The following is a 15,017-nucleotide window of genomic DNA, read 5'->3' as shown; positions in this document are numbered from 1 at the left end:
CAGGGGGAATAAGCTTAACTTAGTGTGATTGTCCCTTGATTGAATGTTATGGTTGAGCATTTAGGTTAGAGTAAATGTTCAAGTCCATAGATCAATGTAGATAATCCTGTAACTTTCTGACACGACAAAATTATCCCGGGCATAAAAGAGCGTCGGTCAATGCAGTCATCCGTAATGGTCAGTGTTTCACCTATACTGCCAAAAATGACTTGTTGACGAGCAATAACGCCAGGAAGACGCAAGGAATGGATGTTAATATCGCAATGAACTCCGCCACGAGCGCCAGGAATTAATTCTTTGAGATTTAATTTGTTTTTAGGATTTTTCCGAGCTGCAGCAATCATTTCAGCAGTTTTTAAGGCAGTCCCTGATGGCGCATCCAGCTTTTGTTGATGATGTGCTTCAATAATTTCTACTTCGGGAAAATATTCAGCCGCTTTAGCAGCAAAGACCATCATCAAAACCGCACTAATCGAAAAATTAGGTACAATGATTCCACCCAGAAGACGGCTTTCACAAAAAGCAGTTAACTCCTTTATTTGGCCGGGGAGAAGTCCGGAGGTTCCAATAACTGGATGTGCCCCATGATTTATAATGGTGAGACAATTTTGATAAACACAATCTGCGCGAGTAAGATCAACAACAATTTGCGCCTTGGTATCTTTAATGGCTTGCGCCAAATTATCCTCTTTACCAAGTTGTGCGACTAATTCAAATTCGTGGTGGTTATTTAGGGTCTCACAGGCGAGAGAGCCCATCTTACCATGAGCCCCATTGACAATAACGCGAGTTAACATAGTTCTCCTTATGATCTCAGTTTTGCTTTTCTTTTTTGGGAGGATATTGTGTTCGCAAAGCCCAAACGGTTGCAAATGGCCATCCAATTACGGTGGCTTGTAATGCCAAGGCGACGAAGGCACCTCCAGGATTATCATTCATAAGAAATATGACCCATGGAAAGAATAATGCAATAAATAACATAAATAATTTTTTTAGGAAATCGGTCATATGTTGCTCCATCAGTTGTATCAAAAGGGCATAATAATCGAGACATAAAGATAGTATCGCATCGCTACTAAAGAATTAAAGAGTACGATCTATAAAAATTCCTGTTTTCATTATAGGACTATCATCGCCTATTTTTCTACTTTGATTTCTTATTTTTATACACTGTATGGAACATGTTTCAGAGTGCTTGCAAACAATCATCAAACATTGTACATTGTGCGCTCATTCTTAAGGCGAATGATTTCATTTTCCGGATATGACATTCAATATCTAACAAGGGTACACTAATGAGAAAACAGGAGCTGCACCCACGCACTGCCGTAATTAATAAAGCTCAAAAAATTAGGTCTAAAAAAGCGCGAACAGACGCATTATTGTGGCTCGCTGCACATTTTCCCGCAGCATTTGATAATTCATTACGAATCCGTCCATTAAAAGTGGGGATTATGGATGACATTTTGCTGCATGCAGATAAGGCTGAAGAAGCAGGGATTTCCAAAAGTAAATTAAGAGAAGCAGTGGTTTTATTTACCCGGCGACTTGATTATTTGGCCTGCCTGAAGCTACGAGAAATGCGTGTTGACTTGCAAGGTAATGAAGTCGCCGCGGTGACTGAAGAAGAAGCGGAGCATGCAGCAACCAAAATTAGAAAGCGTGTTGAAAAAAGTGTAAGAAATGCTCGAAAAACTCAGGTAGAAAAGACGATAAGCCAAACATCTTCGGCTCAACAAAGTACAGCTTTTCAATCGCAGATAACGGGACAATCGTCCACTTCTACAGAGACTCACTTTCCAACCTACCCAGTACGTTCTTCAACGTATAACACCTTGAATACTCCAGCACAACCAGCTAGAACAACAGCTGTAGTCGTAAAAAATAAAACGGCAAGACAATATGATCCGGATGCTGTGGCTCGTTTGAAAGAGAAATTGGGATTATCTCGAAGCGAAAAAAAGGAAATTGTCGAATAGTTCATTTTTTACATCGAATAATATAGCCTGGGTGCCGCGTGCAAAACCCGGGCACCTTTCTCGAATTCCACTTCGTTACACGCGAGTTCAATAAGCTCTTTCCCGAATAAAACACTAAGCATCCCTATATATAGGAGACAGGGATATTCATTATTTGTGATTCAAATTAATTAAATGAAAGATAATGAAATAACTATTTGAATATGAAATATTATTGGATAATATCAATTGAACTGAAAGCGACATTCCTTTTTTTAATCGTTTTGATGGGGGGGTTGTGTTTACAAAAAGAGCAGAACAAAAAATTGCTACAAATAAAGGAAGCTTTTCTCAAGTTCCTAATGACGTAACGTACCTGGTGATGTTTTTTCTTGACGTGAAGTCGTTAAATCATTTAGCTATGACCAATTCAACGTTCAAAGAACTGGTTTCTCATTATCCAAATCAAATTTACGTTAAAATATGTAATAAAGAATATAGAGGAACCTATACACAAATACATACCCAATTTAAAGATTATCTACGAATCAAGCAGGCAGAAATTGTTCGCCAAAAGCGGAGTGCAGGAGAAAAAGCGATTGAGGAACTTAAACACTCTATTAAATCCCAAAAATATAGCATAAGACAAACCTGGGATGTTCCACTTAAAAAGTCATGTATCACCCAAGATGAAAAAGCTGTAGTAGGATGCTGTTGTACCTTGGGTTTAATCGGTGGCATTTTAGTTTCCTGTTTTACTCCGTTGCCTTGGTTCTTAACTACGTGTTTAGGTATGGGGGCCGGAGGAGCAACACCTTTAGTTGTTTCTCGAACGATCCGTTGTTGTTGTGGAAAATGCTTGCAGTGTAAGGAACAACAGCTGGCCACAAAAGAAGAAAATCTGAATAAAGATTATCCTTCTTCCCCAAGTATGAAAATGTGAAATGAGGCATTGATGCGGGTAACTGTAATTTGAGGCTCGAATTCAGCTCTTAACTTCCTATTTTTCAAGGTAAAAATCTTATATTTTTGCCTACTTCCTGACCTTTCACAATTGAGCGGGTGATGGGAATCGAACCCACGCCATCAGCTTGGGAAGCTGAGGTTCTACCATTGAACTACACCCGCAAAAGGAAGGAGTATTCTACTTTTGCTTTTACCAGATAGTATATCCTACAAGCGGCATTTAGACCCGAATAATCTCCATACTGTTTGTACCACCTGCTGTACCTATCATGCGACCACGTGTTAATAAGACAAAGTTTTGGGGTTCAAGATGGCCCGATTTTACTAACTCTTCAAGTACTTGTTGATTCAAGGTTTCAGCGGCAAATTGATGATAATTCATGAACACTGGAAAAACATTTTGGGCAAGGCACAAGCGACCTATGGTTCGCTTATTAGCAGATACAGCGATAATAGGGACTGTACTTTGTTGCCTGGATATCCATAATGCGGTATCCCCTGATTCGGTCAAGGTGATAATTGCTTGGATGGGGAAATGGTTGGCTGCATGCATTGTTGCCATGGCGATCGCCTGATCCGCGCGTTGATAATGGCAGGTTTCAGCATTACTATGATAATAAAAACTGGCATGTTTTTCGGTGCTTAAGCAGATCTTGTTGACCATGGTTAACACTTTTACTGGAAATTGGCCACTGGCTGTTTCTGCAGACAACATCACCGCATCTGTCCCATCTAATATCGCATTGGCAACATCAGAGACTTCTGCGCGGGTAGGTTGAGGATTGTTAATCATCGATTCCATCATTTGCGTTGCGGTAATCACCACTTTGTCTAATCGACGGGCTTCGCCAATGATGTGTTTTTGGATTGCAGGTACTTCCGCCGCGCCTATTTCAACACCTAAATCGCCTCGGGCAACCATAATTGCATCAGCTTCTTGAATAATTTCTGTTAAATAGTGCAATGCTTCTGTTCGTTCAATTTTGGCAATTACAGGTATTTTTTTACCAAATTCAGTCATGAGCTCACGGGCATGACGAATATCATCTGCATCTTTTACGAAAGACAAGCTGATGTAATCTACTTCAGCTTCAATCGCTGTGCGTAAATCACGCTTGTCTTTATCCGTCATGGTTCTGGCGGCTAACCCGCCTCCTTTTCTGTTTAATCCTTTAAGATCACTCAAGACACCGCCTTCAATCACGGTACAGTGAATTTTGGAACCAGAAATACTCGTAACCTCCAATTCAACCAACCCATCATTAAGCAGCAAATGATCTTCTGGAGCCAGTTCACGGGAAAGATTGGGGTATGCGACAGAAACTTCATGATTATCGCCTAACATTTCTGAGGCATTACAATCCAAAGTGAAGGCTTGGCCTTCAACCAAAGTGATTGATTTATCTTTAAAACGGCCAATACGAATTTTAGGCCCTTGTAAATCAGCCATTACTGCCAATGGACGATTTAATTCTTCAGCAATTTCTCGAACCAAGGCAATGAGCTGTAATGCGGATGCATCAGCATGAGAAAAATTAATGCGTACCACGTCAACACCTGCGGTTAACATGGCATGAAGAGTTGCCGGATTACTACTGGTCGGTCCTAATGTGGCAACGATTTTAGTTTGTCTTAACATCTTTTGCTCGCTCCTGCAAAATGGCAACAGCTGGCAAGGTTTTTCCTTCTAAACACTCAAGAAATGCCCCACCACCTGTGGAAACATACGAAATTTGCTGATTCAGATCATAGAGATCAATCGCGGCAAGGGTATCACCACCACCCGCAATTGAAAAGGCATCGCTTTCAGCAATAGCAATCGCTAACGCCCGTGTTCCATAGGCAAATTGTGCAAATTCGAAAACACCAACCGGGCCATTCCAAATGATGGTTTTAGCCTCATTAATAATATCTACATACTCACTAACCGTTATGGGGCCAATATCAAGGATCATGTCATCAGTGGCAACATTTTGTAATGACTTATTATAGGCAGGACAGTGTTCGCTAAACGATTTACCTACTACAACATCAGTTGGCAATGGAATGCGGCAACCTTTTTCTTCTGCTATTTTAAGAATTTCTCGTGCTTCATCCAGCAAATCCTCTTCATAAAGAGAAACGCCAATTTCAAATCCCTGGGCTTTGAGGAATGTATTTGCAATACCGCCGCCAGGGATTAAATAATCGACAAGGGTGACTAACTGGCGTAGCAAACTGAGCTTAGTTGAAACTTTGGCGCCACCAACAATAGCGACAATCGGTTTCTCTGGTGCGGCGAGGGCCTTTTCTAAAGCATTAAGCTCGCGAACTAATAACGGACCTGCAACGGCAATCGGTGCAAATTGAGCAACACCGTATGTAGAAGCCTGGGCTCGATGCGCTGTACCAAAAGCATCCATCACAAAGACATCACAAAGGCTGGCAAGTTTTTTGGCCAGTTGTTCTTCATTATTCTTTTCGCCAACATTAAAGCGTACGTTTTCACAAACGACTAGCTCTCCTGGCTTAACATCCACACCATTGAGGTAATCGCTTACGAAATGTACAGGATAGTCCAGATTGTTTTGCAAGTATTCTGCAATGGGTTCCATAGAAAAGCGTCGCTCAAACTTTCCTTCTTCAGGACGGCCTAAATGAGATAAAACCATCACCGCCGCACCAGCATCCAAGGCAGCTTTTAAAGTGGGTAATGCTGCTTGCAAGCGTTGATCACTGGTAATAATTCCTTCTTTGATTGGAACATTCAGATCTTCACGAATTAGTACCCGTTTCCCAGACAGGTCTATATCGCTCATTTGTATCAGACTCATCAATATCTCCATGCAGGGGTTTTAGCAACTCATCATTTGTTGTGCTGTATCAAGCATACGATTAGAAAAGCCCCACTCGTTATCATACCAGGCGACGATTTTCACTAGATTGCCAAATACCTTGGTTTGAGTAGTATCAAAAATGGACGATGCAGGATTATGGTTGAAATCACATGATACTAACGGATCATCATTGATTTGCAAGATGCGACTTTTAGCCTGGCGTACGATGTCATTGACTTCTTTTACCGTAGTTTCACGCTTTGCGGTAAAGGTCAAATCAATCACTGAAACGTTAAGAACTGGAACTCGCATCGCAAAGCCATCGAGTTTTCCTGCTAACTCAGGTAATACTAATCCTACAGCTGCTGCAGCGCCTGTTTTTGTTGGAATAATGGAGTGAGCTGCTGCACGAGCGCGGCGTAAATCTTCATGACTTCCATCTAAAAGCATTTGGTCATTAGTATAGGCATGCACTGTATTCAATAAACCGTGTTCAATACCTAAAGCATCATTTAAAGGTTTCACAACGGGTGCCAGGCAATTGGTGGTGCAAGAAGCATTGGAAACGATAAGATCGGAAGCTTTCAGCGTGTGGTGGTTCACTCCATAAACGATGGTTGCATCCACATTTTTTCCTGGAGCGGAAATCAATACTTTTTTTGCACCAGCAGTAATATGCTGCATTGCTTTTTCTCGTTCAGTAAAGAAGCCGGTACATTCTAAAACCAAATCAATGTTTAATTCTTTCCATGGCAGGTTTAGGGGATTACGCTCAGCGATGATTTTGATTGCATGGCCATCAATTACTAACATGTCGCCTTCAACGCTCACATCGGATGCAAAACGGCCATGTGTTGTGTCATAACGGGTCAGATGGGCTGTAGTTTCAATTGCAGATAAATCATTGATTGCAACGATTTCAAGTTCATTTTGCTTTTTGGATTCAAAAATTGCCCTTAAGATACAACGGCCAATGCGGCCATAGCCATTAATAGCGACACGTATTGTCATATTATACTTCTCCAATTTTAGTAATGAGTTTCTTATCTCAAGTTAAGCGTCTAATCGTAGCTTCACAGCCATTAAGTTAAGGATTTTTGTCATTCCCGCGAAGCTGGGAAGCAATTCTTAAAAAGGCATTGTGCCTCGCTAGAAATTGGTTCCCGACTTCGCGGGAACGACAGGTTTTTCTTAATGGCAGTGGAGTTTTACTTCATCCACGCTACATTTATTATTTGTTTACTAACGTATCCAACGTTTTAATTATTCGCTCTACAGTAATATCAAAGTATTGGTATGCCTGATCTGCTGGAGCCGATACACCAAAACTATCTAGGCCAATTACGGCACCTTGTAAGCCAACGAATTGATACCAATAAGCGGAACTAGCTGCTTCAATTGCTATACGATTGTTGATGTTTTGGGGCAATACCTGATTTTTATAGTTTTGGTCTTGCTCCAGGAATCGATCTGCACAAGGCATGGAAACCACTCTCACCTTAAGTCCTTGTGATTTCACTTGCTCTGCTGCCGCGATTGCCAACTGCACTTCCGAGCCTGTTGCAATCAAGATAGCATCAGGCGTGCCATCACAATCCACAATGATATAACCTCCTTTTTTAATCAACTCTGCCGCGCTTGCGCTATGGGGCAATGCAGGTAAATTTTGTCTTGAAAGCAGTAAGGATGTTGGCCCATTATGATGCTCCAAAGCGAGCTTCCATGCAACGGCTGTTTCCATTAAATCTGCAGGACGCCACACACTCATCCCAGGGGTCATACGCAACATGGATGCATGTTCTACTGGCTGATGTGTTGGACCGTCTTCACCTAAACCAATCGAATCATGGGTAAAGACATAAATGACGCGTTGTTTCATTAACGCACTTAAACGTATTGCATTGCGTGCATAATCTGCAAAAACCAGGAAGGTGCCACCGTAAGGAATAAATCCTCCATGGACTGCCACGCCATTCATGATTGCGGCCATACCAAATTCCCGCACCCCATAGTACAGATAATTACCCGAATAGTCCTCGCCGGTGATGGCTTTGCTGCCTGACCAATCGGTATTATTGGAGCCAGTTAAATCGGCTGACCCACCAAGCATTTCCGGAAGGATACGGGCAAAATGTTCAATACATTGTTGTGACGATTTACGAGTCGCAATTGCTTTGTCATTGCTAAGACATTGCTCAAAAAACGCATTGCATTGATCTTGCCAATTATCAGGGAGATCGCCATTAATGCGGCGTAAAAATTCATAATGTTCTTGAGGATATTGTTGTTGGTATTGATTTAAGAGAGTTAGCCATTGCTGTTCTTCTTTTTCCCCTTGTTCTTTATGACTCCATTGCTTATAAATTGTATCAGGGATAACAAAAGGCTCATGTTTCCAGTTGAAAAATTCGCGCACATTGGCAACGTCTTTTGCGCCTAAGGCAGAGCCATGGGCTTTTTCACTACCTGCTACGGAAGAGCCAAGTCCTATTATTGTTTTGCAGATAATCAGTGTGGGTTGGGTGGTATTGGCTTGTGCTTTAAGAATGGCTTGCTCAACCGCATCCATATCATGGCCATCTACGGCTTCGATGACTTGCCAACGGTATGCTCTAAAACGTTGTGCGGTATCATCACTAAACCAAGACTCAACCTTACCATCAATAGAAATCCCATTGTCATCATAGAAAACAATCAGTTTTCCTAGACCTAAAGTACCAGCGAGTGAACAGGCTTCATGCGAAATGCCTTCCATGAGACATCCATCACCAGTAAAGGTATATGTATAGTGATCTACAAGATTAAAACCATCACGGTTGAAGTGCGTTGCCAGAACGCGCTCAGCTAAAGCCATACCCACTGCATTTGCCAAACCTTGCCCTAAAGGACCTGTAGTGGTCTCTACTCCAGGGGTATGACCAAGCTCTGGGTGTCCGGGTGTTTTGGAATTTAATTGGCGAAAATGTTTCAAATCGTCTACGGAGAGGTTATATCCAGCCAGATGTAGTAATGAATAAATCAACATGGAACCATGTCCATTAGATAATACAAACCGATCGCGATTAAACCAATGAGGATTTTGTGGATTGTGTTTTAAAAATTTGTTCCATAACACAGTGGCAATATCTGCCATACCCAAAGGCATTCCTGGATGTCCTGATTTGGCTAGTTCTACTGCGTCTACACTTAAAATGCGAATGGCATTAGCTAATTCTTTGGAAAGATTCATGGGTTCTCTTGTACTCTTAACTAGGTGTGATATTGTCGCTCAGAAGACATGAATCAGCAAGAAAATAAGTGCATTTTTGATCATTTTTTTGCAAAAAGACCTAATTTTGTCCTATTAACTTGTTTTGTGAGCAAGCTGATGCGACGAATTATCCTATCTATAGTATAGATCGAATTAGTCTAAATAAAGGACTTCATTGGCGATGAAAGAGCATGTATATTTTTATTGATAAATATGCATGCATAGTAACAATAAATAGTTAAAATAGTTCATAAATTTTCTTTTCGTGTAATTTTTATATATAATCAGACCTATTTTTTTACTTCCAAAGTTATTTATAGACAATAAACAAATGATCAATATAGAATTGTTTATTTGATATCCCGAAATTCCAAATTCATTTTAGGACATCATGACCCCATTAATTCGACATTTACAAGAAACCTTCCCTGAATTATCTATCCCTCAGGCCGGGCAAATTCCTTTGGACTGGACATTCAAAGAATCTATTAAGAAGCTAGGTCCTGATTTTTATCGGAAGATAATCCCTCTTCATTTGGTGATGAATCTTGAATACAGTCTTTTAGGGCAACAACTTAGAGCTAAATTCCTGTCCAGGCAGGAAATCGATCGTGAAGCACTCCAAGAGCAGCTTTTCGCTGCATTGATAATGGCTGAGCTGTTGGAAGAGATATATGAGCACTACTTGATCATTCCAAGAGAAGTGACGCGTTTACGTCAGCAACAAAATTTATATCGTGAATTGTTAAAATTAATAGGAGCACCTTCACAGCGGCAGAAAAAAGTCGAAGACTGTCCTTCGTTTACTCAACAAATACGTAATACGACGCTCGAGATAAATTTATATCGTTTGTTATTAACTCGCTCCAAACGAGCACTGGATCTGTTGGCTCTCCTTAATACCAGCTCGGAATCATATCGACATTTTGTCAGAATAATGGACAAACTTATGGATCCTATTTTGACACATGTAGCATGGTTTTTTTGGTTACCCCGTTTGCTAGTGAATCTTTTCGTGTTAATAAAGCATACGTTGCCTGGGTGGTGGATGAAAGATGAAGAATACTCTTTAGGGTGGTCTGTGCGTCTTAGTGCCCAAATAAAGCGGCGTTGGTTTGAATTAGGTAATGACATTGCCTGGGTTGGAACAGGGGTCGTTAATTGTTTTTTCTTAACTGGTGCACTGGCTCCATTGGCAATTTATGTATCGCTTGCAGTTTTCGCATTTGATGTCATCATGGCGACGACTAGGGCTTATATCGAATTGAGTCGTTTAAATGAATTGCGAACGCACTATACCGCAATGCTCAGTAACACACGTAATGTGAAAGAGCAAAGGGAAATAAAAGAGCATATTAAAGCCATTGATAACCAAATTGCTTTTGAGCGATTTCGGCTTGGCTCCCATGTAACCACTACGACGCTTATTTTTTTGGCAATGTGTTCTGCTCTTCCCATGTTTGCAGCGAATCCAATTATTCCGTTGATTGCCGCAATGTGTTTGGTTACGATTTGTTTGGTTAATTTTGCTTTAGCAGAACAGCTTAACTTGCGTCGACCTAACGATACAATCGAGCGTCCAGCCGCCTTGGAAAAATTGGGATTTTTTAGCAAAAAAGAACCAGCACTGGTTGATTTGGATTTAGAGCATGATGAAGAGGACGACTTGGCATTTGATAATCCACTGTGTTGTGTCTAAACAAAGCCTGGTGAAGGCGTAAGCCGTAACCCGGAACATCGGAGCAAAGCCCCAGTTTTCACTATACCTCACTCAGGCTATATGAATGATTTCATTGAAGTATAGAGGCTTTATTAATTGAATGTTATGCTTTATGTCTTGTATCTATTTTCAAAGGTAAAGCATGTCAGCATTAGTAGGGTTACCCCAATTTAGTCGTATTGATGTTAATCATTTTCAAACCCATCTTGATGCCATATTAAAAAAGCATTTGGATGAAGTCGAACGTTTGCTCAAAGAAAACCCTCATTATACCTGGGATAATTTAATGTATCCCTTAGAGGATATGGCAGATGAGTTGGAGCGTTTTTGGTCGCCAATGTCTCATTTGCATGGTGTAATGGATTCTCCTGAGTTACGCAAATGCTATGATGCGTGCTTGCCGCTTCTTTCAGCATATGAATCTGCAATGGGCCATAATCATGAGCTGTATGAGGCCATCAAATCAATTGATAAACATTCGTTGAATACGATACAGCAAAAGTTGATCGCCGACAGTTTGCGTGATTTTGAATTATCAGGAGTTGCCCTGGACAAAGAACGTAAAAAACGATTTGAAACAATTCAGACGCGCCTGGATGAGTTAACCAATCAATTTGAACATAACATTCTGGACGCTACCCAAGCATTTACTTTGCACATTAAAGATTCAACGCGCTTGGCAGGTTTACCCGCACATGCTTTAAGTACCGCGAAAGAAGTCGCAGCCGAAAAGGGGCTTGACGGACATGTGCTTACCCTTGAATACCCTTGTTATCAAGCGGTAATGACCTATGCTGAAGATCGTGCGTTACGCGAAGAAATGTATCAAGCCTATATTACCCGAGCCTCAGATCAAGGCCCAAATGCAGGAACCTACGACAATACGCCTTTAATGAAGGAAATTTTAGCGTTACGCCATGAAAAAGCCGAGCTTTTAGGTTTTAACAACTATGCAGAATTGTCGATCGCGACCAAAATGGCAGAATCCACTAACCAGGTTAGAGATTTTATGAATGACTTGGTTAATCGCATCCACACCCAAGCAACAACGGAGTTTAAGCAACTGGAGCAATTTGCTGCGGAACAATTTAAAATTAATCCCGTCAAACCATGGGATGTCGGGTATTTGTCTGAAAAGCGACGACAAGCTCTATTCACTTTGTCACAAGAAGATCTCCGCCCTTATTTCCCACAACCCAAGGTGATGCAGGGTTTATTCGATTTAGTTAAAAAACTTTATGGAATGTCCATTGAAGAAGTAAAGGGCGTTGATATTTGGCATAAGGATGTCCAATGTTATTGTGTGGTCGACGAACACAACACGGTTCGTGGTTATGTGTACACTGACTTATTTGCAAGACCAAACAAACACAGTGGGGCGTGGATGGATTCATTGCAAAGCCGCAGAAGATTGGAAGATGGTAGGGTGCAGTTGCCTATTGCAACCTTGACTTGTAATTTTGCCAAAGCATCCGCCAATAAACCTGCGATGTTATCGCATGAGGAAGTAGTGACTTTATTCCATGAATTTGGTCATTGCCTGCATCACATTTTAACTCAGGTCGATTATCTGGGGGCATCAGGCATTAACGGCGTAGAGTGGGATGCTGTGGAGTTACCCAGTCAATTTTTTGAAAATTGGTGTTGGGAGAAAAGTGGTTTGGATGTTTTGACCGCGCATGTGGACAGCGGCGAACCGATTCCAGAGTCACTTTTTGAACGCTTGATCGCCGCAAAGAATTTCCAATCAGCAATGGCGATGTTACGGCAAATGGAATTTTCAATATTCGATTTTCGTATTCATCAAGAGTATACGCCGAAACAGGACGCTTTGGTTGAGAATATCCTGGCTGACGTACGTTCTAAAACAAGTGTTGTTCCTGTGGTCCCGTACAATCGTTTTCCACAGAGTTTTAGTCATATATTTGCTGGTGGATATGCTGCAGGGTACTACAGTTACAGTTGGGCAGAGGTTTTATCCAGCGACGCTTTTTCTCGTTTTGAAGAAGAAGGCGTTTTAAATCCTCAAACAGGACATGATTTCCTGCATCACATTTTAGAAGCAGGCAGCTCAAAGAAAGCCGCTGAGGCCTATAAAGAATTCCGCGGCCGCCCGGCAACTGTTGATGCCTTATTACGCCATAATGGGATTCAAGGTTAAAGTAAACCCTGGGTGAGGGCAAAGCCCTAGCCCGGGAAATTAGTTCCCGAATTTTCAAAAGAAAACTGCTAATCTGTGCACATTTTATGTTATACTTAAAGTGTACAAAGGGGGCGACCTGGCTTCGACGTGGGTTGCAAAACCAGAGGTGCATGCCGAGAATGAGAACTCTCGTAAATCAGACTCAACTAAATATAAATGCAAACGATGAAAACTTTGCTGGTGGAGAAGCTATCGCTGCCTAATAAGCACTTTAGTTAAACCATCACTGTGTACTGGCCAATAAACCCAGTATCCCGTTCGACCGAGCCCGCTTATCGGTATCGAATCAACGGTCATAAGAGATAAGCTAGTGTCTTAATCCATCCCGTATTAAGATGCGAAATTTAGGGAATCGCTGTGTAGTATCCTGCCCGTCGGAGAATGCACAGTTAAATCAAAAGACACGGCTACGCATGTAGAGCTGAAGGCAGAGGATTTGCGGACGCGGGTTCGATTCCCGCCGCCTCCACCATAACTTATTGATTGATATAGTTATTTTTCATTAAATTTTTCAAGCGGCACCATTAATTTATTTTCTAGTTTTTATGAATTAATAGAATTTATTTTACACATTCGATTTCTTGGATCATGATTGCGCGTTGCTTCATCAAGGCTAAGCTAAATGAAGCATTTAATTTTTATGAGTGAGTATGGGCTGAAGAGCCTGGTTGCTATATCTCTTTTATGCTTTTGGTTGTACTTTCAGATTCATTTGTTCAAAAGCCCCTTTAACGGGATTCGGTGCATCTTGGTCTAACTTTCCATCTTCTTTTAACCATCCTAACTGAACACAAATACTTCGAGTTCTATTAGGCTTTTCTTGAGCATGCGTTAAGATGTCAGTTAAATCTGTATTTTCAAGAAGATTATAATTTCTATAACTTTTAAAACTATCTTTTTCTTTTCTTAGTTTATACTCATTGTTAAATAATTTCTTACATTCTTCAGCCGTAGTAAGTTGGGGTCTATTGGCCTGAGCCTTAGGGTCGGTTTTAATGGCCTGGAGCCTATCTTTAAAATCCTGTTGTGGACTTTTAAAACCAAAATCTGGAAGACCCTGTTTTGGACCTTGTGTAACAATGGGAGTCTCCGCTCGTACTGAGGCTAACGTTCCTTTCACGATTTTTTGTAAGCCAGACTGTGCAACGGATATATCTTCCTGAGATTCAGTCGTTTCGACCCCTTCTTAGTATACCTTTATTCATTTCAAGACATGGCTCAATAAATTTGTGAGGATGGCCATCAGGTAGGGCTATTTTATCCTTATTTAATAACTCCGAATGTAATTCTGGATAAATCATATTTTGTGGGGATAAGTATTGTTTTTTTAACTCTGTTTGTAACTCTGGAACGTGAGCATTAAGATTATCTTTAGTTATTGGAAGTACATCATCTTTATTATAGGGAGTTGCATATGGCTGCCAGCCATCTTTGGTTAGCCGCATAGCGATAGTTTCGTTTTCCCACTGCTTTTTAGATCTCTGCCAACGCATGGTTTCAATAACTAAAACCCCCTGATCCGATTCCGAACTCAGGCGTAGTAACCATAAACGAGCCTCTTGAGTATCTATTCTTCTCCGTTCCTGAGTGTCCATGAGATCAAAATTTTGAGAAATCAAACGTTTAGCTTCTACGGGAGACATTTTGGGATAGATGTCAAATCTAATGTCTTCCCATTTTTTCTCATTTTTCCAATACACTGTTATAGCCTCAATTAAATATTAACTTCGTAATATTATTATAGGTGTTTAGATAGCATTTCGTTCTATTATGTTAACTTTTACTCAAAACGATTAATTTTGCTTTTATTTATGACTTTTTTCCTTTGAATCTTTTTCTATCTGATATTCAAACTCCCTATAGGACTTATATAAATTTTAGCAAGCGTAGGCCGGGCTGAAAAGCTCAGCCTACGGGCTTTATCCATTAATCAATGGTTCAAATTAATACTAAAATAGTTGAATTAATGGAGGGATTTATCTAGTGGTTTCGTTGGCTTGAGATGTGATAAAAAGCACAATAAATTCTGATTACTTATAATGGCAATGGTGAATTGTGTTCCGAGGAGGCAGACCACATCCTTGTGGTAGTGCATCGTCCTTGA

General features: G+C 40.8%; 12 protein-coding genes, 1 tRNA gene and 1 other RNA gene. 5 read left to right on the top strand and 9 right to left on the bottom strand.

Annotated features, from left to right (window positions below):
* Window positions 1–65: 65 nt before the first annotated feature.
* Together dapB and DGG96_RS10305 are read right to left on the bottom strand one after the other, a co-directional pair.
* Window positions 66–797, bottom strand: coding sequence for a 4-hydroxy-tetrahydrodipicolinate reductase (dapB, locus tag DGG96_RS10310; RefSeq protein ID WP_110142584.1), 732 nt, complete (start codon window positions 795–797; stop codon window positions 66–68).
* 16 nt (window positions 798–813) lie between these two features.
* Window positions 814–1,008, bottom strand: a complete 195-nt coding sequence (locus DGG96_RS10305) for a hypothetical protein (protein WP_110142583.1) — start codon at window positions 1,006–1,008, stop codon at window positions 814–816.
* Between the two features lie 287 nt (window positions 1,009–1,295).
* Between DGG96_RS10305 and DGG96_RS10300 the strand changes: the two genes are divergently transcribed.
* Entirely contained in the window at window positions 1,296–1,979 is a 684-nt protein-coding gene (locus DGG96_RS10300) for a ProQ/FinO family protein (RefSeq protein WP_110142582.1), read from the top strand.
* Between the two features lie 277 nt (window positions 1,980–2,256).
* A complete protein-coding gene (locus DGG96_RS10295; protein WP_110142581.1) occupies window positions 2,257–2,901 on the top strand; it encodes an F-box protein in 645 nt (214 codons plus the stop codon).
* 114 nt (window positions 2,902–3,015) lie between these two features.
* On the opposite strand, the gene DGG96_RS10290 is transcribed toward DGG96_RS10295, so the two are convergent.
* The 5 genes from DGG96_RS10290 to tkt all read right to left on the bottom strand — a co-directional run bounded on the left by DGG96_RS10290 (window position 3,016) and on the right by tkt (window position 8,969).
* A tRNA-Gly gene (locus tag DGG96_RS10290) sits at window positions 3,016–3,086 on the bottom strand.
* Between the two features lie 58 nt (window positions 3,087–3,144).
* Window positions 3,145–4,563 carry a pyruvate kinase gene (gene pyk / locus DGG96_RS10285; protein ID WP_110142580.1) on the bottom strand — a complete coding sequence of 473 codons (1,419 nt, stop codon included), beginning with the start codon at window positions 4,561–4,563 and terminating at the stop codon, window positions 3,145–3,147.
* Window positions 4,547–5,737 carry a phosphoglycerate kinase gene (locus DGG96_RS10280; protein WP_110142579.1) on the bottom strand — a complete coding sequence of 397 codons (1,191 nt, stop codon included), beginning with the start codon at window positions 5,735–5,737 and terminating at the stop codon, window positions 4,547–4,549. The genes pyk and DGG96_RS10280 overlap by 17 nt, the downstream gene beginning before the upstream one ends.
* Before the next feature lie 21 nt (window positions 5,738–5,758).
* Window positions 5,759–6,751 carry a type I glyceraldehyde-3-phosphate dehydrogenase gene (gene gap, locus DGG96_RS10275; protein ID WP_110142578.1) on the bottom strand — a complete coding sequence of 331 codons (993 nt, stop codon included), beginning with the start codon at window positions 6,749–6,751 and terminating at the stop codon, window positions 5,759–5,761.
* 220 nt (window positions 6,752–6,971) lie between these two features.
* Window positions 6,972–8,969 carry a transketolase gene (gene tkt, locus DGG96_RS10270; RefSeq protein ID WP_110142577.1) on the bottom strand — a complete coding sequence of 666 codons (1,998 nt, stop codon included), beginning with the start codon at window positions 8,967–8,969 and terminating at the stop codon, window positions 6,972–6,974.
* Window positions 8,970–9,381: 412 nt separating this feature from the next.
* On the opposite strand from tkt, the gene DGG96_RS10265 reads away from it, so the two are divergent.
* The 3 genes from DGG96_RS10265 (at window position 9,382) to ssrA (ending at window position 13,385) form a co-directional block, all read left to right on the top strand.
* Complete coding sequence (locus DGG96_RS10265; RefSeq protein WP_110142576.1) at window positions 9,382–10,689, top strand: hypothetical protein; 1,308 nt, start codon at window positions 9,382–9,384, stop codon at window positions 10,687–10,689.
* Between the two features lie 163 nt (window positions 10,690–10,852).
* The gene (locus DGG96_RS10260; RefSeq protein WP_110142575.1) at window positions 10,853–12,871 is read left to right on the top strand and encodes a M3 family metallopeptidase; all 2,019 of its coding nucleotides are present in this window, start codon (window positions 10,853–10,855) and stop codon (window positions 12,869–12,871) included.
* Window positions 12,872–12,980: 109 nt separating this feature from the next.
* Window positions 12,981–13,385: a transfer-messenger RNA gene (ssrA, locus tag DGG96_RS10255) on the top strand.
* A 210-nt stretch (window positions 13,386–13,595) separates the two neighbouring features.
* Here the strand turns inward: ssrA and DGG96_RS10250 are convergent.
* Both DGG96_RS10250 and DGG96_RS10245 read right to left on the bottom strand, forming a co-directional pair.
* Window positions 13,596–14,033: a hypothetical protein gene (locus DGG96_RS10250; protein WP_110142574.1), complete on the bottom strand. Its 438-nt coding sequence runs from the start codon at window positions 14,031–14,033 to the stop codon at window positions 13,596–13,598.
* A 46-nt stretch (window positions 14,034–14,079) separates the two neighbouring features.
* A complete protein-coding gene (locus DGG96_RS10245) occupies window positions 14,080–14,613 on the bottom strand; it encodes a hypothetical protein (protein WP_110142573.1) in 534 nt (177 codons plus the stop codon).
* Window positions 14,614–15,017: the final 404 nt, after the last annotated feature.

The organism is Legionella qingyii (assembly GCF_003184185.1).
Note: the sequence above shows the minus strand (reverse complement) of the source record. Positions and strands in the feature narration are given on the sequence as shown.